At 66.8% G+C, this 21,825-nt stretch carries 23 protein-coding genes; 14 read left to right on the plus strand and 9 right to left on the minus strand.

Going from position 1 to position 21,825, the window contains the following annotated elements:
- Positions 1-156 precede the first annotated feature (156 nt).
- Both U1707_RS11345 and U1707_RS11350 read left to right on the plus strand, forming a co-directional pair.
- Complete coding sequence (locus U1707_RS11345) at positions 157-714, plus strand: serine O-acetyltransferase (RefSeq protein ID WP_332800172.1); 558 nt, start codon at positions 157-159, stop codon at positions 712-714.
- A gap of 43 nt (positions 715-757) precedes the next feature.
- Positions 758-1,975: a glycosyltransferase family 4 protein gene (locus tag U1707_RS11350; RefSeq protein WP_332800173.1), complete on the plus strand. Its 1,218-nt coding sequence runs from the start codon at positions 758-760 to the stop codon at positions 1,973-1,975.
- A gap of 43 nt (positions 1,976-2,018) precedes the next feature.
- On the opposite strand, the gene U1707_RS11355 is transcribed toward U1707_RS11350, so the two are convergent.
- Positions 2,019-3,488 (minus strand): hypothetical protein, encoded by a 1,470-nt coding sequence (locus tag U1707_RS11355; protein ID WP_332800174.1) that lies wholly within the window; start codon positions 3,486-3,488, stop codon positions 2,019-2,021.
- Between the two features lie 251 nt (positions 3,489-3,739).
- Between U1707_RS11355 and U1707_RS11360 the strand changes: the two genes are divergently transcribed.
- From U1707_RS11360 to U1707_RS11385, 6 genes are read left to right on the plus strand one after another with little or no spacing between them, the layout of a single operon-like run.
- Positions 3,740-4,939 (plus strand): hypothetical protein, encoded by a 1,200-nt coding sequence (locus U1707_RS11360; protein WP_332800175.1) that lies wholly within the window; start codon positions 3,740-3,742, stop codon positions 4,937-4,939.
- A 19-nt stretch (positions 4,940-4,958) separates the two neighbouring features.
- Positions 4,959-5,759: a polysaccharide biosynthesis/export family protein gene (locus U1707_RS11365; RefSeq protein WP_332800176.1), complete on the plus strand. Its 801-nt coding sequence runs from the start codon at positions 4,959-4,961 to the stop codon at positions 5,757-5,759.
- 58 nt (positions 5,760-5,817) lie between these two features.
- Entirely contained in the window at positions 5,818-7,176 is a 1,359-nt protein-coding gene (locus U1707_RS11370) for an ATP-binding protein (protein WP_332800177.1), read from the plus strand.
- On the plus strand, positions 7,173-8,540 hold the full coding sequence (locus U1707_RS11375; RefSeq protein ID WP_332800178.1) for a GNVR domain-containing protein: 1,368 nt from the start codon (positions 7,173-7,175) through the stop codon (positions 8,538-8,540). The genes U1707_RS11370 and U1707_RS11375 overlap by 4 nt, the downstream gene beginning before the upstream one ends.
- The gene (locus U1707_RS11380; RefSeq protein ID WP_332800179.1) at positions 8,537-9,208 is read left to right on the plus strand and encodes a P-loop NTPase family protein; all 672 of its coding nucleotides are present in this window, start codon (positions 8,537-8,539) and stop codon (positions 9,206-9,208) included. The genes U1707_RS11375 and U1707_RS11380 overlap by 4 nt, the downstream gene beginning before the upstream one ends.
- A gap of 4 nt (positions 9,209-9,212) precedes the next feature.
- A complete protein-coding gene (locus tag U1707_RS11385; protein ID WP_332800180.1) occupies positions 9,213-10,331 on the plus strand; it encodes a glycosyltransferase in 1,119 nt (372 codons plus the stop codon).
- Positions 10,332-10,361: 30 nt separating this feature from the next.
- Here U1707_RS11385 and U1707_RS11390 read toward each other — a convergent pair whose 3' ends face one another.
- The gene (locus tag U1707_RS11390; protein ID WP_332800181.1) at positions 10,362-10,991 is read right to left on the minus strand and encodes a TlpA family protein disulfide reductase; all 630 of its coding nucleotides are present in this window, start codon (positions 10,989-10,991) and stop codon (positions 10,362-10,364) included.
- A 16-nt stretch (positions 10,992-11,007) separates the two neighbouring features.
- Here U1707_RS11390 and argH point away from each other — a divergent pair, with 16 nt between their 5' ends.
- From argH to U1707_RS11420, 6 genes are all read left to right on the plus strand, one after another.
- Positions 11,008-12,390 (plus strand): argininosuccinate lyase, encoded by a 1,383-nt coding sequence (gene argH, locus U1707_RS11395; RefSeq protein ID WP_332800494.1) that lies wholly within the window; start codon positions 11,008-11,010, stop codon positions 12,388-12,390.
- Entirely contained in the window at positions 12,387-12,629 is a 243-nt protein-coding gene (locus U1707_RS11400; protein WP_332800182.1) for a hypothetical protein, read from the plus strand. The genes argH and U1707_RS11400 overlap by 4 nt, the downstream gene beginning before the upstream one ends.
- Before the next feature lie 11 nt (positions 12,630-12,640).
- Positions 12,641-13,903, plus strand: coding sequence for a diaminopimelate decarboxylase (gene lysA, locus U1707_RS11405; protein WP_332800183.1), 1,263 nt, complete (start codon positions 12,641-12,643; stop codon positions 13,901-13,903).
- Entirely contained in the window at positions 13,888-14,781 is an 894-nt protein-coding gene (locus U1707_RS11410; RefSeq protein ID WP_332800184.1) for a precorrin-2 dehydrogenase/sirohydrochlorin ferrochelatase family protein, read from the plus strand. Before lysA ends, U1707_RS11410 begins: the two co-directional genes overlap by 16 nt.
- A 104-nt stretch (positions 14,782-14,885) precedes the next feature.
- Positions 14,886-15,155, plus strand: coding sequence for a hypothetical protein (locus U1707_RS11415; protein WP_332800185.1), 270 nt, complete (start codon positions 14,886-14,888; stop codon positions 15,153-15,155).
- Entirely contained in the window at positions 15,152-16,105 is a 954-nt protein-coding gene (locus U1707_RS11420) for a CorA family divalent cation transporter (RefSeq protein ID WP_332800186.1), read from the plus strand. Before U1707_RS11415 ends, U1707_RS11420 begins: the two co-directional genes overlap by 4 nt.
- 18 nt (positions 16,106-16,123) lie before the next feature.
- Here U1707_RS11420 and U1707_RS11425 read toward each other — a convergent pair whose 3' ends face one another.
- From U1707_RS11425 to U1707_RS11455, 7 genes are all read right to left on the minus strand, one after another.
- Positions 16,124-16,522 (minus strand): flagellar export chaperone FliS, encoded by a 399-nt coding sequence (locus U1707_RS11425; RefSeq protein ID WP_131587215.1) that lies wholly within the window; start codon positions 16,520-16,522, stop codon positions 16,124-16,126.
- On the minus strand, positions 16,519-17,955 hold the full coding sequence (gene fliD, locus U1707_RS11430; RefSeq protein WP_332800187.1) for a flagellar filament capping protein FliD: 1,437 nt from the start codon (positions 17,953-17,955) through the stop codon (positions 16,519-16,521). The genes U1707_RS11425 and fliD overlap by 4 nt, the downstream gene beginning before the upstream one ends.
- Before the next feature lie 67 nt (positions 17,956-18,022).
- The gene (gene flhB, locus U1707_RS11435; protein WP_332800188.1) at positions 18,023-19,165 is read right to left on the minus strand and encodes a flagellar type III secretion system protein FlhB; all 1,143 of its coding nucleotides are present in this window, start codon (positions 19,163-19,165) and stop codon (positions 18,023-18,025) included.
- 15 nt (positions 19,166-19,180) lie between these two features.
- Positions 19,181-19,954, minus strand: a complete 774-nt coding sequence (gene fliR, locus U1707_RS11440) for a flagellar biosynthetic protein FliR (RefSeq protein WP_332800495.1) — start codon at positions 19,952-19,954, stop codon at positions 19,181-19,183.
- Between the two features lie 226 nt (positions 19,955-20,180).
- On the minus strand, positions 20,181-20,450 hold the full coding sequence (fliQ, locus tag U1707_RS11445; RefSeq protein WP_055874447.1) for a flagellar biosynthesis protein FliQ: 270 nt from the start codon (positions 20,448-20,450) through the stop codon (positions 20,181-20,183).
- Between the two features lie 172 nt (positions 20,451-20,622).
- Positions 20,623-21,369, minus strand: coding sequence for a flagellar type III secretion system pore protein FliP (gene fliP / locus U1707_RS11450; RefSeq protein ID WP_332800496.1), 747 nt, complete (start codon positions 21,367-21,369; stop codon positions 20,623-20,625).
- 200 nt (positions 21,370-21,569) lie between these two features.
- Positions 21,570-21,824, minus strand: a complete 255-nt coding sequence (locus U1707_RS11455) for a flagellar biosynthetic protein FliO (protein WP_056054129.1) — start codon at positions 21,822-21,824, stop codon at positions 21,570-21,572.
- Position 21,825: the final 1 nt, after the last annotated feature.

The following is a 21,825-nucleotide window of genomic DNA, read 5'->3' on the forward strand; positions in this document are numbered from 1 at the left end:
GGGAATGCACGGGATATCGAGTCGGCCAATACCGTATTTTTATAAAAAATGATACAAGATCATCGAGATGGCTTTCCGCGACGTCACAAATGCCGCATTGCACAATAAATTTTCATGACGCCAAACGGCCCCAGTCAGCAGAGGTATCGTCCGTCCATGACCAGCCTAAGCACAGCCAGCGGCAGGGGTTTCATTGCCACGGTTCGCTGCGATCTGGACCTGTTCGCGCATCACGAATCGACCACCGTGACGATGGGCTTTGCGGTGCGCATGATCCTGTTGACGCAAGGGTTCCAGTTCGTGCTCGCGCGCCGCATCCAGGACGCGCTTGCGCGTATCCCGATCGTCGGCAGGCCGTTGCGGCGGATCTGGTGGTGGTGGACCTGCCGTTCGTTCGGCGCGGAGATCGCGATCGGCTGCACGGTTTCGCCGGGTCTTTATATTCCTCATCCGTACGGCATCGTCATTGGGGTCTGTACGCTCGGCGAAAACGTCGCGATTTTGCAGAACGTGACGATCGGCTCTAGACATTCTCACAGTCCGGGGCATGCCCGGATCGGTCGAGACGCCTATCTGTCGGCAGGATCTGCCATAATCGGCGCGATTTCAATTGGAGAGGGGGCCATGATCGGCGCCAATGCGGTAGTGTTACGCGACGTGCCCAACGGTGCGGTCGCCGTGGGCGTTCCGGCCCGGATCGTCGCCGCATCATGATGCGGCGCGCGACCCTGCCATGGGGATATCGAAAGCACACGCCATGCGCATCCTGAGCATTTCCGCCTTCTATCCGCCGTACGTGATCGGCGGCGCGGAGTTGTGCGCGCACAGCCTCACCTATTGGTTCGCGGCCAATGGCCACGAGGCGGCGGTGCTGACCGCGGCGCCGATGGTCGAGCATGAAAGCTGGGCGACGCCGCAGGACGGCTATACGCTGTACCGGGTCGGCACGCCGCACATCTATCCGGTGTTCAGGGCCAGTCAGGCACCCGGCTGGAAGAAGCCGATCTGGCATGCGCAGGATCATTACGATCCGCGCAACGAGGCGATGTTCGAGAAGGTCATCGAGGATTTCAAACCCGACTTCATCCATATCCACTGGATATCGGGGCTGGGCTATAACGGACTGAAGGTGATCGGTCGCCACGACATCCCGACCGCGATCACGCTGCACGACCTTGCTTACGCCTGCCTGCGGACGACGATGTTCCGCGGCAGCGACGAGTGCGTCGGCCAGTGCACTGGTTGCCGATTGAGTTCGAAGGTCAAGATGGGGTTCCTGAACGAAATCCCACGGCTGGGCTTCATCTCGCCGTCGCAGTCCAACCTCGATACGGTCTCGTCGTTGTTGCCGATCGCGGACTATCCGCGGTTTCACATCCTCAATCCCAACCGGTATCCGGTCCCGCGTAAGACCCATACGCCGTCGGACACAGTGCGGCTCGTGTTCGTCGGGCGGGTGGAGAAGACCAAGGGGATCAATTTCCTCCTCGAGTTGCTCGATCCGCTGGCTGCCCGGTATGATTTCCATCTGACCGTGCTCGGCAAGGGGCCGGAGTATCAGGCCTTGCGGGCCACGTATGGCAATCGCAAATGGCTGACGATGCAGGGCCATGTGCCACAGCAGAACGTCGCCGATCTGATGGCCGAGAGCGATCTGCTGATCGTGCCGTCGCTATGGGCCGAGAATTCGCCGGGCGTCGTGTTCCAGGCGCTGGTCAATGCCCTGCCCGTGATGGGCAGCGACAAGGGCGGGCTGCCCGAACTGATCGAGCCCGGAATCAACGGCATGCTGGTGCCGCCTGGCGACGCCGCAAAGTGGCGCGCGGCCATTATCGACGTCTTCGAGCATCCCGAGCAGTTGCTGGTCCTGCGCGAGTTGGCGGCCAAGCAGACCGAGCGATACGATTACGACGGACTGGCGAAACAGATGCTGGGCGCGTTCGAACAGATCGCCGCCGGCACCGGACAACGCTGACCGGCCGCAAGCCCGAAGATCCGGTGAACGCTCGCCGACGCGTTTATAGCAGGCGGGCGTTCACCCCGAGCCGGCTGACGGCGGGCACGTCGATCACCACCGGCATTTCGCCGATTGTTATGGTGCGGTTGGGGGCGCCGACAGCGGTGGGCTGGCACAGGGTGTGGGTCGTGTAGGCGGCGGTGCCGCCGACGGTTATTCGCCCCTGCCGGCCGGATACCGCGCTCCATGCGACGATCGCCAAGCCGCGTGAGGTCGTCACCCGAACGACCGTCAAGCCGTTGTCGACGCTCTGCACCGCCATCGCCTTGGCGTCCGCGATCACCGCGCTGGCATCGGCGAACGAGCATTGTCCCGCCTTGGCGGCGTAATTGGCGTCGTACAGCCCGAAATTATGCTGGATGTTGGCAGGATCCACGCCCGAATCCTTGGTTTCGTAATACCAGGATCCCGCCACCCAGGGCAGCGCGGCGGTGTGCAACAGGAACTGCGGTACGTTGGTCGCGAGCCGCGTTGCGGCCACCGAGCAGGTCGCGGTGCCCGACGGCCAGCCCCATTCGGTGACGTACAACGGCAGGTCGCGCCCGCCATTGGCGCCGGCGATCTTGTTGTGGAGCGTCGTCAGCCGACCCAGCGCCTCGGACGCCGTCCGATTCGCGGTGTTGGCGCAGTGATTGTAGATGTGCGCCGAGACGCCGTCCGCCTGCGCCGCCGCACCGCGTGCCAGCACGTCCAGCGTCCATTGCCAGTCCGGATCGTCGCCGGCCGCACCCACCAGCACCTTGGCGCCGGGCGCGACCTGCTTGATCGCGGTCGTCGCCCGCGCGGCCAACGGCGCATAGAAAACCGAGGCGCGGTAGTCCGACGCATCGCCCGGGCCGACGAGTACCGGCCTGTCGCGCACGGCATTGCGATTCCATTCGTTCCAGATCTCGTAGATCGCGTCGCGACCCGCCGTCGCGGCTACCGCGCGCTGGGCATAGGCCGCGAACGCGGTCTGGCCGGCCTCGGCAATCGGGGGCGAGGCGCCCGGAATGAAGTCGTTGCCGTTGTTGAGGATATAGAGCGGCCGCGCGGTGGTCTTGGCGAGGAAGGTCACGAGCGGCTGCGGCAGGTGCGCGCCGATGACGTCCCAGTCGGGCGCCAGCGCGTTCCAGAAGAGATCCTCGCGAAACGCACGGATGCCGGAGTCGGTAAAGCGCTGCACGACGCGGTCGGGATCGTAGCCTGCCGATGCCGCATAGGAGAAGTGCGTGGCCGACCCGATGATATAGGGCGATGCGCGAACCGCCAGGTCCGACGCGGCGAACACGACCGCGGTCGTTCCCGATTCGGTCGGGAGCGCGGAGGCGTCCCCCAAGGCCGTGGCCGGAGCAGGCGTCGGGGTGGGCGCAGGTGTCGGCGTTCCGGCAGGGACCGTCGTGACCGGTTGGGTCGATCCTGCGGTGCCGCCATCGCCGCCACCACAGGATGCGAGCAATACGCTGAGTAAAGCTGCGAAACGGCGAGCCATATCTGTCCCTCGATGATCGGCACCGTCTAATCGGCAAGATTTTACATGCGGTTAATAGCTGGGACATATTGGCGGACTTATGCGGCGATGCAGCGTGATTGGAGGTTGGTGCACATCGGTGCATTGGCCCGGAGCGTCTTGACGTCGAGGATACGAGAAGGCACGCAGGCTCTATGTTCGGTTGTTATCCCCCTCCGGTCCGTCGTTCCATGCTGCGTCGCAGCACGGAAAACGGGCGAGTCTTCAGTGTCATGGCCGGGGCCATGGGCGCCGCCGCGCTCGTGATTCCGCAAGCCGCCGCGGCACAGTCGGAGCGGCTCGGGGTGCCGTTATTACCGATTCCGCTCATCGACGGGACGACGACGATCAATCAGCCCGGGCTGAGCGTCACGCCGACGGGCGAGGTCGCCTATGACGACAATATCTTCCGTACCGACGACGATCGCACGGCGCCGGTCGACGATATCATCGTCACCCCTGCCGTGCGCGCCAGCTATCAGCGTCAGGTCGGGCATAACGACCTGCGCGTGGACGGCGATTTCGCCTATAGTTTCTATACCCGGAACACCGATCGCAGCCGCGCCCGCGCCAACGTGCAGGGGACCGGTACGATCCGGGTTGCCGGCATCTGCCAGATCCAGCCCGATCTGCGGTTCACCCGGCAGCAGGCCGATTACGGCGACATCAACGGCCCGGTCGACAATTTTCAGACGTTCTCGACCGTGGCGGTCAAGGCGAGTTGCCCGCGTGCGGTCGGCTTCTTCCCGCTGGTCGAGCTGTCGCGGCGGACGACGCGCAACGACACCCAGTTCGACTTCGCGGACCAGACGCTTGTCTCCGCGGCGGGCGGCATCGGCTATGCGCGTCCCAGTCTGGGGCAGGCGGCACTCTTCTATCGCTATTCGCGCGCGGATCGTCCGACGATCGGCGTCGTCAATCGCATCGACGAGGCCGGCGTGACGTTCAATCGCGCGGTGGTCAGCCGGGTCGAGCTGAACGTCGACCTGCATTACCTGCAGGCCCGCAGCAAGGGCGCCAATGTGCGGCCCTATCGCGGCGCCGGCTGGGACGTGGACCTCGTCTTCCGCCCGATTCCGCGCATCCTGTTCAAGGGCGAGGCCGGCAGGCGCATCGTCAACGATTCGCTGGTGCCGGCCGGTTTCACCGTCCAGTCCGACTATGCACTGAGCACCGAATGGCGGTTTGCCGAGCGGACGACGCTGCGTGGCGGTGCGGTTCTGGGACGGCGACAGTTTCGCGGCGATCCGCTTGTGATCGCGGCCCCTTTTTCCAGCGATCGGTTTTCCACCCTGACCGTGGGGCTGACCCGCGCGTTGGGCGAGCGACTGTATCTGACCCTGGATGGGCAGCGCACGTCGCGCCGCACCAATACCGGACTCAACAATTATGATGCCAACCGCGCCGCGGCCGGTGTATCGTACAGGTTCTGACAAAATGACGAGGCACATCATGACAGTTAGCTGGCACTTCGCACGCTTGGCTGGCGCTTTGGCGTTGTCGGCGGTTCCGCTCGCGCAGGCTGCCGTGGCGCAGGTTGCAAATGCGCCCGTCGATCAGGCAAGTTCCTACGTGCTCGGCCCCAACGACGAGATTTCGGTCACGGTGTTCGGGCAGGAGGCGATGTCGTCGAAAACGCGGATTCGCGCCGACGGCACGATCACCGCGCCCTTCCTCGGCGTGGTACAGGCAGCCGGCAAGACGACCGCGCAGCTGGGCACCGAATTGTCGCAGGCCTATGTCCGCGGCGGGTATCTGAGCAAGCCGTCGATCAACGTCGAGATCACCGCCTATAGCAGCAAGACCGCGACCGTGCTGGGCGCGGTGCCCAATTCGGGCCTGTATCCGATCGATCGCCCCTACACCGTCTCGGCGATGGTCGCGCGTGCGGGCGGACCGCGGATCGACGGCGCCAACACCGTGATCCTGACCCCGATCGGTGGCCAGCCCGTCCGCATCTCGCTCGCCGATCTGGCAGGGGGCGCGTCGCGCATGGTCCAGCCGGGCGATACGCTGTTCGTCCCGACCGCCGAGACGGTCTATGTCTACGGCGAAGTCAACAAGGGCGGCGCGTTCCCCGTCCAGCCCGGCATGACCTTCCGCCAGGCGCTGGCACTGGCCGGCGGGCCGACGCTGGCCGGTTCGGTCAAGCGGATCGAAGTGCGCCGCGGCGGGCAGAAGATCGACAAGCCCGATCTCGACATGGTGGTCCAGCCCGAAGACGTGCTGGTCATCAAGGAAAAGTGGTTCTGATCGCCATGATCCCTTTCAAGTCCAGCCTGTTCACGTTGCTCACGCAACGAGGCCACCCGTGAGTTTGTTCTCACGCCTCCGCGACTGGTTGTCCGGTCTGCTCGACCCCGAGCCGCCGATGTCCAGCCTGCCCGATCTGCGCATAGCGGTCGGCATACCGGCCCAGGAAACCCCGGTGCCGGTGCTGTCGGGATCGGCGATCCAGCCGGTTCCGCAGCCAGGTCGGACCCAGGCCGTCAGCTCGCAGCGTACGCGCATCCATGCCGCGTTCGATGCCGGGATGCCGGTCGAGAATCGTGCCGGACTGGCAGGGCGCGCCCGCGAGCTCGACCGGCTGGTCGAGGCGGTACTCGAGCACGGCAAGCACGGCATCGTGTTCGGCGCGCGCGGATCGGGCAAGACGTCGCTGTCGCGCGTGTTCGGCGATATCGCGGACGAGGCCGGCGCGACGGTGCTGTACAACCTTGCCGGCGGCGACATCGATTTCTCCGAGCTGTGCCGGCCCTACCTGGTCGAGCTGATGTCGATCCCCGGCGAAGGCGTGCGGCGGACCGACATCCAGCCGCTGCTCACCGCGCCGTTCGACGCGCGGCAGATGGCGAGCATCCTGGTCGAGAAGGTCCGCCGGCCGACGATCTTCGTGCTCGACGAGTTCGACCGGATCGAAAATCCAGCGACCAAGACCGAGATGGCGACGCTGATGAAGCTGCTGTCCGACATGCGGTCGCCCGTGCGGATCGTCGCGGTCGGCATCGCCGCCAATCTCGAGGACCTGATCCAGGGGCATCCGTCGCTGCGCCGGCATATCGTGTCGGTGCCGATCGGCGGGATCGAGACCGAACAGCTCAAGGCTCTGCTGGTGCGCTGCTGCGACGCCGCGGGCCTGACGATCGACGACGATGCGGCCGCCAAGATCGCGCGGTCCGCGGTGGGCTCGCCCTATCATCTGCGGCTGTTCGGATCGAATTGCGCGATCGCCGCAAGCCGTGCGGGCAAGGAGCACATCGACGACGCGATGGTCCATGAGGGACTGGTCGACGCCTATGCCGAATGGAGCGCGCTGAGCCCGAGCGCGGCTGCGGTGGTCGCCGATGTCCAGCGGCTGCCGAAGCCGACGGCTATGGCAGCGGCGGTGATCTGTCTTGCTGCGGCGATGCGCACCCGCATCGAGCGCCCAGAGGTGGTCCAGGTGCTCAACGAAGACGGGCATGACGATGCGACCATCGCTGCGGCGTTTGCGGCATTGAGCCCGATCCTTCACGCCAGTGCCATCGAAGGCAGCTATTATTTCGACGATACGCTGGCGCCGCAATTCTATTTGCTTGTGTACAATCGCAGGATCGATCCGACCCGGGTCAAGACGCCCGGGTTCGACGATCTGCGAACGGTTCTGGAACGGGGAGTGCGTGATCTGTGATCAGTTTTGCTGACTTGATAAGCGCGATCCGCCATCGGATTCGCCTTGTCCTGCTGGTGGGCGGGGTGGTGTTTCTGGCCATCGCCGTGCTCGGCTTCACGCGTCCGCGCGCCTATACCGCGACGTCGTCGATCCTGGTCGACCTGACCGAACGCGATCCGGTCAGCGCCAACAGCGCCAACGGCTCCGACAACAGCTCGGTTCTCGAATCGGTGATCGGCACGCAGCAGGATATCCTGCGCAGCGACGCCGTGCTGAGCGACGTCGTCCAGCGCAGCCCGCAGTTCCAGAGCGAGACGCTGGGTGATACGCCGACCGAGCGCAACCAGAACGGGCTCACGCTGCTGCGCCGCGATCTCGCGATCAGCAGCGAGAAGGGCAGTAACGTCATTCGGCTCAGCCTGACCGCGAAGACGCCCGAGCAGGCGGCGAAGACGCTGAACCTGATCGTCGACACGTTCCTGACAAAGCAGGTGACGCTGCGCAGCGGCAACGCGCGCGGCAACGCCAAATGGTACGACGCGCGGACCCAGGACGTCCGCGACCGGTTGGAAGCTGCGCAGTCGCGACTGTCCGACTTCCAGCGCCAGCACGGCATCGTCGGCATGAACCGGATGGACGTCGAGGCGGACCGCGTCCGCAACCTGTCGACCGAACTGGTCGCAGCACAGGCCGCCGCGGCGGTCGCGCAGTCCAAGTCGGGCTCGACCGCACAGCCCGAGGTCGCCCAGTCGACGATCGTCCAGGATCTCCAGCGCGAAAGCAGCCTGCAGGCCGGCAAGGTCGCCGAACTGTCGAAGACGCTCGGGCCGAACCATCCCGACATGCTCGCGGCCAATGCGCAGCTGGCGGCGTTGCGGGGCCAGCTCGAGTCGGCGCGTAACGTCCAGGCGCAGGCGCTGACCGCGGCGAGTTCGGCCGCGGGGCGTCGCGAATCGAGCATTCGTTCCGACCTCGCCTCACAGCAGACGCGCATGCTCGCGCTGTCGGGCGTGCAGGATCAGTTGAACGTGCTGCAGCGCGACGTCGATGCCGCGCGGGCGACGTACGACACGGTGCGCCAGCGCTACAACGAGGCGACGCTGCAGTCCGAGGTGTCGCAGGCCAATGCGAGCCGGCTGGACCAGGCGGTGCCGCCGACCTTGCCGTCGAAGCCGAACCTGATCCTATGGTTCATCGCGGCGATCGTGATGGGTGCAGGCGCCGGGCTGGCTGCCGCGATCGGCCAGGAGTTGCTCGCGCCGCGACTGCGGACGCCGTCGGGCACCGCGAGTGCGCTCGATCTCGACGTGATCGCCGACATGACGGACATCGAAAGCGGGACGACGGGCTGGCGTGCCCCGCGCAAGGAGGCAATGACGTGAGGCTTCGTTCAACCACGGGTCCGGCATCGTTTCGCTCGGACGGCGACGATACCGCATCGGGCCACACCGTCGCCCCCGGCAGCGTCGATCCACTGGTCGTCGCCGCCTATTCGACGGATACGCCCTATGTGGTCGCGGCGCGGGCCATCCGCAGTTCGATCCTGCAATCCTACGGCGAGACCGATCGCCGGTCCCGCGCGTGTGCGCTGATCGGCGTGGATTGCGACGAGGCGCTGGCCGTACTCGCCGCCAATCTGGGCGTCGTGATGGCGCAGGCCGGAACGCAGACGCTGCTCGTCGATACGAACCGCGCGCATCCCCGCGTCGCGACCCTGTTCCAACTGGTCGATCATGCCGATCACCAGGTCACCGCGGTCCCCGGACTGATGGTGCAGGGGACCGGATCGGATGGCGGCGGCAGCGAGCCGATCGAGCGTCGGTCGTTGCTCGAACAGCATGATGCGGTGGCGATGTCCGCCGGCCAGATGATCGCCGTCGCAGCGATCCATTCGACCAACGGTGCGACCAGCATCGCCGACGCGATCACCGGTTTCGACGCGGCCGTCGTGGTCGTGCGCAAGCATCGGACCAAGCGCAGCGACGTGCGCGGGCTGATCGAGGTGCTCGACCAACACGGCATTCCGATCACCGGCACCGTCCTCGTCTGATCATATGACCTTGCCGACAGGGACGCAGGCGGAGGGCGGCGCCCCCCGCGTGTTGCATGTGTGCGACAGCATCATCGGCGGGACGGGCAGCTTTCTCGCCGAGCTGCTGACGCCGCAGGCGGAGCGCTATGGCCCCGCCGCGCTGACGCTGTTGATGCCGGAGCAGCACCGCGATCATATCGAACCGCGGCTGCGCGACAGCGGCATCCGGTTCGAATATTTCGACCGGCCCAACCGGCTGCGCGGCATGGCCAAGCTGTTCTTCGCGTATCGGCGGGTCCGTCGCGCGACCCGTCCGGATATCGTCCATGCGCATTCGTTCGGCGCAGGCGTGATCACGCGGATACTGCGTTTGGGTCGGCGGCCCCGCGTGCTGTTCTGCCCGCATGGCTGGGCGTTCAGCATGGACGTATCGGCGAACGTGCGGCGCTTCATCGTCGCGGTCGAGCGGTATCTGGCGCGGCAGGCGGACCGGATCATCCTGATCTCGCCGCACGAACGCGACGTCGCCCGCGAAGTCGGTTTGCCCGAGCGCAAGATGGTAACGATCAACAACGCGATCGCCGCGGCGCCGCCACCAGTCGCGCCGGCGCAGTGGGACGACGCCCGGATCAAGCTGTTGTTCGTCGGTCGGCTCGACCGGCAAAAGGGTCTCGACCTGCTGCTCGAGGCGATCGCCGATCTGGGCGACCGCTACACGTTGCGGGTGGTCGGCCAGGCGGTGCTGTCGACGAATACGGGCGCCCCGACACCCGATTTCGTCGACTATGTCGGATGGCGCGACCGCAACGGCGTGGTCGCCGAGATGATGGCGGCTGATGCGATCATCGTGCCGTCGCGCTGGGAAGGCTTCGGCCTGGTTGCGATCGAGGCGATGCGAGTCCGTCGCGCGGTCATCGCATCGAACGCCGGCGGGCTGAACGATATCCTCGAGGGCGGCCGTTACGGAGTGAGCTTCCCCGCGAACGATGCCGCTGCGCTGCGCCGGACGCTGGAAACGCTCGACCCCGCCACGCTGCCCGAATGGGGCGAGCGGGGCCATGCGCGCTTCATCGCCGAATATACCGCGGAGAAAATGGTCGATGCGGTCGACCGGGTGTACCGGTCCGCGCTCGACGATTGACGCGGTCGAGCACGCGTCTCGCTGCGGGGGTTACGACGCCTCCGCGATCAGCTTGGCGGCGGCGGGCGTGTTCCATTCATAGCCGCCGGTCATCCGCCAGACTTCCTTGCCCGCCGAATCGTAGAGGATCGTGGTCGGCAGGTTCGCCTGATAGGCGAGGCTGAGGCCGAGCTTTGGATCCAGATAAGGCTGCAACGTCGAGAATTTCTTGGCGGCGAAGAACGGCGTCACCTTCTCCGCGCCCTGCATGTCCTGGCTGACGGCGATGACCTGCACCTTGCCGGCCATCGACTTCGCCGCGGCGTCGAGCGTCGGCATTTCGGCGACGCACGGCGCACACCAGGTCGCCCACAGGTTGAGCAGCAACGGCTTGCCCTTGAACGACGCCAGCGTGACCGGCTTGCCGTCGGGGGCGGTGAAGGCGACGGTCGGGCCGGTCTCGCCCTTGTGACTGCGGTCGAGCTTTTCCGCGCTTGCCGTGGGGCCGGTCGCTTCGTCCGGAGCGGGGCCGGGCGCGACTTCGTCGGCGGACGCCGTGTTCGCCGCGACGACGTTTGCTTGCTCCGGCGCGGGCGATTTCCTATCGCAGCCGGCGACCAGCAGGCCCATCCCGACGAAACAGATGATTGGGCGCGAATTGAACACAGGACGCGAGAACATGGACGGTTCCAATTCGATGTGGGGCGGGCGGTTCGCCGAAGGGCCGGCAGCGGTCATGCGCGAGATAAACGCCTCCATTCCCTTCGACAAGCGGCTCTGGCAGCAGGATATTGCCGGCTCGAAGGCGCATGTCGCGATGCTCGGCAAGCAGGGCATCGTGTCGGCGGAGGACGCGGCGACGATCTCCGCGGGGCTCGATACCGTCGCGGCGCATTACGCGGCGAACGGCGTCGAGGAGGATCTGGTCCTCGAAGATATCCACATGCAGACCGAGGCGCGGCTGGCCGACGCGATCGGGCCGGTCGCGGGGCGGCTGCACACCGCGCGCTCGCGCAACGATCAGGTCGCCACCGACTTCCGGCTGTGGGTGCGCGACGCGATCGACCAGGCGCTGGCGGCGCTCGCGGGATTCCAGGCGGCGTTGCTGGCACGGGCGGAAGAGCATGCGGCGAGCGTCATGCCCGGCTTCACGCATTTGCAGTCCGCGCAGCCGGTGACGCTAGGCCATCACCTGATGGCGTATCATGCGATGATCGCGCGCGACGTCGGGCGCTTTGCCGATGCGCGGGCGCGGATGAACCGTTCGCCGTTGGGGTCGGCTGCGCTGGCCGGGACCGGCTTCCCGATCGACCGCGAGATGACCGCAGCGGCGCTTGGCTTCGACGGGCCGATGACCAATTCGCTCGACGGCGTCAGCGACCGCGACTTCGCGATCGAGTATCTGACCGCGGCGACGCAGACCTCGCTGCATCTGTCACGTCTGGCCGAAGAGTTCGTGCTGTGGGCGTCGCAGCCGTTCGGCTTCGTGGCGCTGAGCGATCAATGGTCGACCGGCAGCTCGATCATGCCGCAGAAGCGCAATCCCGATGCGGCCGAACTGGTGCGCGGCCATGCCGGGCGCATCCTCGGCTGCATGACCGCGCTGATGGTGACGATGAAGGGCCTGCCGCTCGCCTATTCGAAGGACATGCAGGACGACAAGCCGCCGGTATTCGAGGCGCACGACCTGCTCGCGCTGTCGATCGCGGCGATGACCGGGATGGTCGAGAGCGCGACGTTCCGCACCGATCGGATGCGCGGGCTGGCCGAAAGCGGCTTCGCGACCGCGACCGATCTCGCCGACTGGCTGGTGCGCGAGGCCGGCCTGCCATTCCGCGAGGCGCATCACGTGACGGGGCGCGCGGTGAAGCTGGCGGAGGAGCGGAAGGTTGCGCTCGACGCGCTGCCGATCGAGGATCTGAAGGCAATCGATGCGCGGATCGACGAACGCGTGTACGGCGTGCTGTCGGTCGATGCGTCGGTCGCCAGCCGGACTAGCTTCGGCGGCACGGCGCCGGCCAATGTGCGGGCGGCGATCAACGTCGAACGGGGTCGAGCGGCTCGGGGAGAGACGGCATGAAGCGGCTTTTGGGATTGGCGGGACTGGCGCTGGCGCTAACCGGATGCGGCGCGGCGGACGGCTTGAAACCGGCGGAGGGCAAGACGCTGCCGGTCGCACCTTATGGTGCGAAGACCCAGCCGACGCCCGCGGAGTTGCTGACGCCCACCACCCAGCAACGCCCCAAGCGGAGCGACGAGCTGCTGACCCAATCCGACGAGCGGCGTAGCGACGAGTTCGACCTGCCGCCGCCTAACTGAAGATCCGATCCATGAACCATTTCGCCTATCGTGACGGTGTGATGCACGCCGAAGACGTCGCCCTGCCGACCATCGCCGAGGCCGTCGGTACGCCCGTCTATGTCTATTCGACCGCGACCTTCCGTCGTCATGCGCAGGTGTTCCGCGATGCGCTGAAAGGCGTGGGGCGGGTCCATCTGGCGTATGCGATCAAGGCCAATCCGAACGTCGCGGTGCTGCGCGTGCTGGCCGACGAGGGCTATGGCGCCGACGTCGTCTCGGCCGGCGAGATGCAGCGTGCGCTGGCGGCGGGCATTCCTGCGGCGGACATCGTGTTCTCGGGCGTCGGCAAGACGCGACGTGAACTGGCGCAGGCGTTGGACGCCGGGATCGGCCAGTTCAATCTGGAGCTGGAAGAGGAGGGCGAAGTGCTTGCTGCGCTCGCGCATGCCCGTGGCGAACGCGCGCCGGCGGTGCTGCGCGTCAACCCGGACGTCGATGCGGGCACGCACGCGAAAATTTCGACCGGGCGCAAGGAGAACAAGTTCGGCGTCGCGATCGATCAGGCCGTCGCGATGTTCGATCGGTTGTCAAAGCATGACGGCCTCGACCTGCGCGGTGTGGCGATCCACATCGGCAGCCAGCTTGCCGACCTCGCCCCGCTGGAGGCCGCCTATGCGCGGATCGGCGAACTCGTCGCGGAGCTGCGCGCGGCGGGGCATGCGATCAGCCGCGTCGATCTCGGCGGCGGGCTCGGCGTGCCGTACAAGCCCGGCGACGTGCTGCCGAGCCCGGCCGACTATGGTGCGATGGTCGCGCGCGCGACCGCCGGGTGGGACGTCGAACTCATGTTCGAGCCGGGTCGCGTGATCGCGGGCAATGCCGGGGTGCTGCTGACCGAGGTCATCTGGGTGAAGCCCGGCGTCGTGAACCCGTATGTGATCGTCGATGCGGCGATGAACGATCTCGCGCGCGTCGCGATGTACGACGCGTATCACGATTTCGTAGCAGTCGCGCCGAGCGGCGAACGGATGACCGCGAACATCGCCGGTCCGGTATGCGAGACCGGCGACACGTTCGCGATGGGGCGCGACATCGACGCGGTGAAGTCGGGCGATCTCGGCATCTTCCGTACCGCCGGAGCGTACGGCGCGACGATGGCGTCGACCTACAACAGCCGTGCGCTGGTGCCCGAAGTGCTGGTCGACGGCGACCGGTTCGCGGTGGTCGCCGACCGCATCCAGCCCGAGACGATCCTGGCCGCCGAGCGCGTGCCGGAATGGTTGAAGCGGTGACCCCCGCGCCGCCGCCCGGTACTCTACAGAGCCTGCCGCTGTTCGTCAGGTTGGCGGGACGTCCGGTGATCCTGCTGGGCGAGGGCGAGGCGGCGGATGCGAAGCGGCGGTTGCTCGATCGTGCGGGCGCGCTGGTCGTGGGCGAGGACGCGACGGCCGCGCTGGCGATCGTCGCGATCGACGATGAGGACGAGGCGCTTGCGGCGGTCGCTCGGCTGAAGGCACGCGGGCTGCTGGTCAACGCGGTCGATCGATCGGCGTTGTGCGATTTCACGCTGCCCGCGATCGTCGACCGCGCGCCGGTGCTGATCGCGATCGGAACGAGCGGTGTTTCGGCGGGACTCGCGGCGGCGGTGCGGCAGCGGCTGGAGGCGCTGGTGCCGGCCGATCTGGGCAAACTCGCGCTGGCGTTGCAGGCGGCACGTGGCGCGTTGCGCAAGCGCTGGCCCGATATGGGCGAGCGCCGCCGCGCGCTGGCGACGGCGATGGGGGCGGGGGGGATGCTCGATCCGCTGTCGCCGACGCATGATGTGGACGCGTGGCTGGCCCAATCCACACCAGGCTCCCCTCCCTGGAAGGGAGGGGCAGGGGGTGGGTTGGCCGCTGATGTGCGTGCCGACGCCCAATCGGCCGACCCACCCCCAACCCCTCCCTTCCAGGGAGGGGAGCAGGTTGCGATCCGCCTGACCTCCACCGATCCGGACGACCTGACGCTGCGCCAGGCGCGCGCGCTCGCCAGCGCGGACCGGGTCTATCATAGCCCTGACGTGCCCGCGGCCATCCTGGACCGCGCGCGCGCCGATGCGGCCCGGCATTGCGCGGCGATGCCGGCGGATCCGGGCACGGGCCTGTCGGTGGCGATCGAGATGGCGCGGTGAGCTGCTTCGGATTTCACGTCACCAGCGGCGACGCATGGCTGGCCCAATCCACACCAGGCTCCCCTCCCTGGAAGGGAGGGGCAGGGGGTGGGTTGGCCGCTGATGTGCGTGCCGACTCCCAATCGGCCGACCCACCCCCAACCCCTCCCTCCCGGGGAGGGGAGCAGGTTGCGATCCGCCTGACCTCCACCGATCCGGACGACCTGACGCTGCGCCAGGTGCGTGCGCTGGCCAGCGCCGACTGGGTCTATCATAGCCCTGACGTGCCCGCGGCGATCCTCGACCGCGCACGCGCCGATGCGGCCCGGCACTGCGCGGCGATGCCGGCGGATCCGGGCACGGGCCTGTCGGTGGCGATCGAGATGGCGCGGTGAGCGGTTTCGGTTTTCGCATCGTCAACGGCGAAGCGACGCCGGTGGACGTCAAGGAAGCGCTCGATTGTACCGCGGACCTGGTCTGGGTGCACCTGTCAACGACGGCGGAGAACGCGCAGACCTGGCTGCGCGACGAGGCCAAGCTGCTCGATTACGTGGTCGATGCGCTGACCGCGACCGAGACCCGGCCACGTTGCGAGGCGGTCGGCGACGGCGCGTTCGTCAACCTGCGCGGGCGTTCGCACGAGGAACTCGACACCTCCGACATGCTCGCGTCGGTGCGGATCTGGGCGGTGAAGGGGCGGGTCTTCTCGGTCACGCGGAAACCGCTGATCGCGGTCGTCGAGGTTCAAAAGATGGTCGAACGCGGTGAGATCCGCGATCCGGGCGACCTGATCGCCGCGTTCGCGACCGCGATCACCGCCGATCTCGATCCCGACGTGGCGACGCTCGGCGACGAACTCGACGATTGCGAGGAACAGCTCGACGCCAACCGCGTGTTCGAACTGCGCCGCACGGTCAGCAAGGTGCGGGTGGCGGCGATCGGCTACAAACGCTTTCTCAATCCGCAACGTGCGGCGCTGGAGAAGCTGGCGGCGTTGCCCGGCGACTGGCTTGCCGACGACGACCGGCTGCATCTGGCGGCGGCGGCGGACCGAGCGGCGCGGATGGCGGAGGAGCTCGAATCGATCCGCGAGCGGTCGGCGCTGGTCCACGAGACGCTGACCGACCTGCGCGCCGAGCAGATCGACAATCGCTCGCTGATCATCTCGATCGCGGCGATGGTGTTCCTGCCGCTGACGTTCCTGACCGGATTGTACGGCATGAACGTGAAGGGCCTGCCCTATGCCGAGGAGCCGTGGGCGTTCGACGCGATCGCGGCGGCGTGCCTGGTGATCGCGGTGGGCGTCGTCGGGTATTTCTCCGCCCGTCACTGGTTCCGGCGGTAGGACTCCAGATCTTCGTGCTTAGGCAGCGCTGGCGGTGCGCCAGGCCTGGGCGATCTCGTCGAGCATGTCGGCGGAGTCGCGGAACGGGCGGGGGTCGAGGCCGATCGACGCGTTGATGATGGTTTTCCGCGCGCCGCCGTACAACCGGGCGAGCGTTTCGGCGACCGCGCCGCCATTTTCGAAATCGAGACCCGATTCCAGGGCGAACAGGATCGCGGTGGCGCGCGTGATCCGCTCGCTCTTGATCGCCAGCTTGCCCTTTTCGGCGGCCCAGGCGGCGGCGCGCAGTGCGGCGACGAGCTCCTTGTAGAGCAGCTGGACGAGCGCCGGACCGTCCGCCGTCGCGGTGCGGCCGACGGCATCGATCTGGCGATAGGTCGCGAACGGATCGCGTGTCAGGGTGGTCGCGTAGGTCACGAGTCGCTCTTGTTCCACTGGGCGATCTGGCCGGTCAGGAAGGTCTGCGTCGCCTTGTAGGCGGATACACGCGAATTCATGCTCGCATATTGCTGCGTCAGCCGGGTGTTCAGCTGCGCCGACTGGTCGGTGACCTTGTCCTGCTGCTCGGTTACGACGGATTGCGCCGCGCTGTAGCGCAGGGCCGACGCGCCCAGCCCGGTCAGCGTGCTGGTCGCGCTGGTCGTCAGCGCGGCGAGCGTGGCCGACAGGCCGAGCGCGTTGGTCCCCGACGGTGCGAACATCGATTCGATCGTGTCGGGGTTCGCCGCGACCTGTTTGGCGAGCAACACAGCATCGACGCGCAACGTGCCGTCGGTGTTGGTCGCGACGCCGATCTCGGACAGCGTTCGCGGGATGCCGGTGACGGCCCCGCCCACCAGGGCCTTCGCGCTCAGGGCCTTGAACGATCGCAGCAGGCCGGTCGCGGCCGTATCGGACCGCAGGGTGCCGGTCATCGGGTCGGTCTGTGCGGTGATCGCCGCCAGCACCTGATTATAGGTGTCGACGACGTCGTTGACCGCCTGCGTCAGCGCGTCGGTCGGCGGCGTGCTGCCCAGCGTCACGGGGACCGCGGACACGGCATTGAGCTGCAGCTTCACGCCGTCGACCAGGTCGCTGACCGTGTTGCTCGGGCGCTCGACGGCGATGCCATCGACCGTCAGTTGCGCGTTCTGCGCGGTCGAGACCAGGCTGGTCTTCGTCGCGCTGCCGCCGATGTCGACGCGGTCGCCGCTCGCCCCTTTCAGCGTGAACGCCTGCGCGTCGCCGGTGCCGCCCTTGACCGACAGATAGGCGCCGCCGTTCGCATCGGTCACGACCGAGGCGGTCACGCCGGTCTTCGAGGCGTTGATCGCCGAGGCAATCGAATCGATGCTGCCATTGCCGACATCGATCGAGACGGGCGTCGCGCTGCCGATCGTCAACGTCAGCGTGCCCGTCCCGAGATCAGCGGTGCGATCGGCAATCGGGTTCGTCGTGCGCGCGACTTGCGGCGTGGCCAGGCGCGTGACGGTCACGCTCGCCGACAGGGTCGACAGTTTGGCGCCCGGAAGCGCGGTGGCCGAGAGCGTTGCGGGACTGGAACTGCTGGGCTGGGTCTGGAGCGTGCCGCCCTTCACCAGATTGGCGAGTGCTGTGGAAAATCCGGTGATGGCGCTCTTGATCGTGCCGATCCCGGAGATCTGCGCGGTCAACGTGTCGGCCTTCGCCTTCAGCGTCGCGGTCTTCGTCGCGAACTGCGCGCTCACCAGGGCTGGGACCAGCGTGGCGGTATCGATCCCGGACCCCGTGCTGAGCGATGTCAGCAGCGCCTGCGTCGCGGACTGCACGACGCTGGTCGCGGTCGGCGTGGGGGTCGGCGTAGCCGTCGTGCTGGTGGTCGATGTTACCATGGCGAAGTCCCTGCACCTGAAGTCGGCGTGCGCGTCCCCCTCAAGAACGGCCGTTCGCCACCGATCTTTAGGATTGTTTCATCCCATTTTCGTCGAACCGCGCATCCTTCGGCACGGTGACGAAGGGCTGGACTCCCGGCGCCGTACCGCCAGCCGCGGCGTTCAGCCCGAACACGAAGGCGAGCACCGTCGCGATCGCCATGTAGAGGTCGTCGCGGACCTCCTGGTTTTCCTTGCTGGTGTAATAGATCGCGCGGGCGAGCATCGGATATTCCAGGATCGGCACCTGGCCTTCGCCGGCCAGCTCGCGGATCGCCAGCGCGGTCGCGCCGCGGCCCTTGGCGACCACCACCGGTACCTGATCCTTGCCGCGATCGTAGCGCAGCGCGACGGCGAAGTGCGTCGGGTTGGTCAGCACGACATGCGCCTCGGCGACCGACTTGCGCAGGCCGCCGCTCGCCATCGCGCGCATCTTGGCACGCATCTGGCCCTTCGCTTCGCCATTGCCCTCTGTCGACTTGTGCTCGTCCTTTACCTCCTGCTTCGACATCCGCATCTTGCCGAGGCGACGGATGATCTGGATCGGCAGGTCGATCCCGGCGATCGCGCACAGCCCGAACGCCATCGCGATCAGGATCGCCTTGAATGTGCCGCCTAGCGTCGACAGCGCCTGGTTCAGATCGGCGGACGAGGCTAGGCCCATCGTCGTGTGCGCGGCGTTCCACAGCATCCAGCCGCCGATCGTGCCGAGCAGGATCACCTTCAGCAGCGACTTACCGAGCTCGATCCAGCCGTTCGACCCGAAGATCCGCTTGAGACCCGCGGCAGGATCGACCCGGCTGTATTTGGGCGCCATCAGCTTGCCGTTGAAGCCGAGCGAGCCGAGCCCGGCCTGGCTGAGGATCGCGGCGGCGATGGTGACGACGAACAGGCTGATCAGCGACGGCGCAAGCTTGCCGCCCGCGTCCATCAGCGGCCGCCACGGCGAGAAATCCTCGACATCAGCGTGGGTGAACTGGAAGCTCGACGCCATCACCTGCTTGCAGGCGGCGATCAGCGACGGACCGGCATAGATCAGCCAGCCGACGCCGGCGACCATGCTGAGCGCAGTGGCGAAGTCGCGCGATCGGAGGATGTCGCCTTTCTCGACGGCATCCTTCTTGCGCTTGGCGGTTGGGGATTCGGTCTTTTCACCGCCATCCTCAGACATGCGCCACCTCTGCCATCAGCCGAGCACCAGGTTTTCGGTGGCGGCCAGGCCTTCGCGGACGATGACCAGCATGTAGTCGCCCATCGTCGGGAACGCGATCGCCAGCGTGACGACGCCGACCGCAAGGCTGGCGGGGAGGCCGACCGCGAACAGGTTTAGCGCGGGCGCGGCGCGGCTCAGCATGCCGACGACGATGTTGAGGCACAGCAGCAGGAACCCGACCGGCAGCGCGAGCAGCAGGCCGGCGAGAAACGCATAGCCACCGAAGAACGCGATCGCCTTCAGCCGCTCGACGCCGATCCACGCGGCCCCGGGCGGGAGCACGTCGTAGCTCCTGACGATCAGGTCGATCAGGATCAGATGGCCGTCGACCGACAGGAACAGCAGCGTGAGCATGATCGAGAAGAACTGGCCGAGCGCGGGGCTCGATTTGCCGTTCTGCGGGTCGATCGAGGAGGCGAAGCCGAGCCCCATCGCGCCGCCGATCACTTCGGCCGCGATCATCGGCGCGGCGAAGGAAATCTGGAGGACGAAGCCGAGCGCGAGCCCGACCAGCGCTTCGGCGGCGGCGGACAGGATGGTCGAGACCGCGAAGATCTGTTGCGGCGGCACGATCGGGTGCGCCGCGAGGACGAGGAACCCGATCGCGCCGGACAGGGTGACGCGCACGGTGACCGGGACAGAGACGTTGCCGAAGACGGGCGCGGCGATGAACGTCGCACCGATGCGGATCATCACGAAGATGAGCGCCCAGAGCTGGGGTTCGATCGAGAGGCCGAAGCCTAACATGGCGCAGACCGCGAGAGCGCGCACGCTGCGCGCCACGTGGGTAAGCCCGGCCGGCCTCGGCAGGGCCGAGGACCGACGACGCGGCTTTGCCGTGTCGCAATGCTGTTCGGATCCGTGTTCGGATTATGCGCCACGCCGCGGCAAAGCCGCGTCGTCGGACGGGAGCTTTGCCCCGCCGGCCGGGCTTGCGCTAGCAGCGCGGGCGTGGCCGCGCTGGCGCTGCGCCTCACTTCACCAGATCCGGGATGCGCTCGAAGATGCCGATGGTGAAATCGCTCAGCAATCCGAGGATCAGGCTCCCGAAGATCAGGATCGACACCGCCACCACCACCAGCTTGGGCACGAACGACAGCGTCTGCTCGTTGATCGACGTCGCCGCCTGGATCATGCCGAGGATCAGCCCGGCCAGCAGCGCCGGGATCAGGATCGGCGCGCTGGCGAGCGCCAGCACCCACATCGTCTGGTTGGCGACGGTCAGGAAATATTGCGCGTCCATGGCTTATAAAACTGCTGTTCGTGCTGAGCCCTTCGGCTGCCTGTAAGGCAGGCGCTCAGGATGAACTACCGCCGAGTGCGGTAGTCGAAGCACATGAGTCTCAGGCCCTTCGACTTCGCTCAGGGCGAACGGCAGGTGTGGGGCGAACAGGAGTGTGGGGCCGTGCATGGCTCTACGTCGCGAACGAGTTGGCGAGGCTGCCCATCGTCAGCGCCCAGCCGTCGACCAGCACGAACAGCAGCAGCTTGAACGGCATCGAGATGATCGTCGGGGACAACATCGCCATGCCGAGCGACATCAGCACGGTCGCGACGACGAGATCGATGACGATGAAAGGAAGGAAGATCAGGAAGCCGATCTGGAACGCGGTCTTCAGCTCGGACGTGACGAATGCGGGGAGCAGGACCGAGAAGGGAATGTCGAGCGACGACGCGTAGGGACCGGACTTGGCCATCTGCGCGAACATCGTGACGTCCTTGACGCGGGTCTGCTTGACCATGAACGCGTGGAGCGGAACGCCTGCGCTGGTGATCATCTGCGTGCCGGCGAGCTGGCCCGCGGCATAGGGCTGGATCGCGGTCGTGTTGATCTGGTTGATCGTCGGCGCCATGATGAAGAAGCTGAGGAACAGCGACAGGCCGAGCAGCACCTGGTTCGGCGGCGTCTGTTGCAGGCCCAGCGCCTGGCGCAGGATCGCGAGCACGATGATGATCCGCGTGAAGCTGGTCATCATCAGCAGGATGCCCGGCAGGATCGTGAGCAGCCCCATGATGATGAGGACTTGCAGCGACAGCGATAGCGAGCCGCTCTGGCCGGTATTGCCCGCGGCCTGGCCGCCGAGCTGGCCGAGTGCGCGATCGACCGCGTCGCCGACGGCGGGGTTGGTCAGGGCGGGGACGCCTTGCGCGAAGGCGGGCATTGCGAGGAAGAGGGCGAGGAGGAGGGCCAGGCCGATCCACACCAAGCTGTTTCCTCGCGAACGCGGGGATCCAGGGTTACGAAGCGCACCGTTCGTGGCGCCTGGATTCCCGCGTTCGCGGGAAAACGGGGAGCGCTTCGGCGCGGTAAACAGGGCAGGACCCGAACCCTTGCGCGTTACCGTCGGACGAGCTGCAGACGTCATGCGTCGACCTTGTCGATCAGGTGCACGCCGCCACGGCCGACCGAGACGAGCAGCCGGCGGCCCTCGAAATCGATGACCGCGAGGCGCAAGCCCGGCGAGATCATCATCGTTTCCTTGACGCCGATCAGCCGCGTCGACGGCTTGCCCGGGATCCGGCTCTCGAACTTGCGCCACAGGTACAGGCAGCCGAACATCAGTCCGCACACCAGCGGCAGCAGGATGACGAGCTTGAGGATATAGGTCCAGAGCACC

Origin of the sequence: Sphingomonas sandaracina (assembly GCF_036663695.1) — a bacterium.
Taxonomy (GTDB): domain Bacteria; phylum Pseudomonadota; class Alphaproteobacteria; order Sphingomonadales; family Sphingomonadaceae; genus Sphingomonas.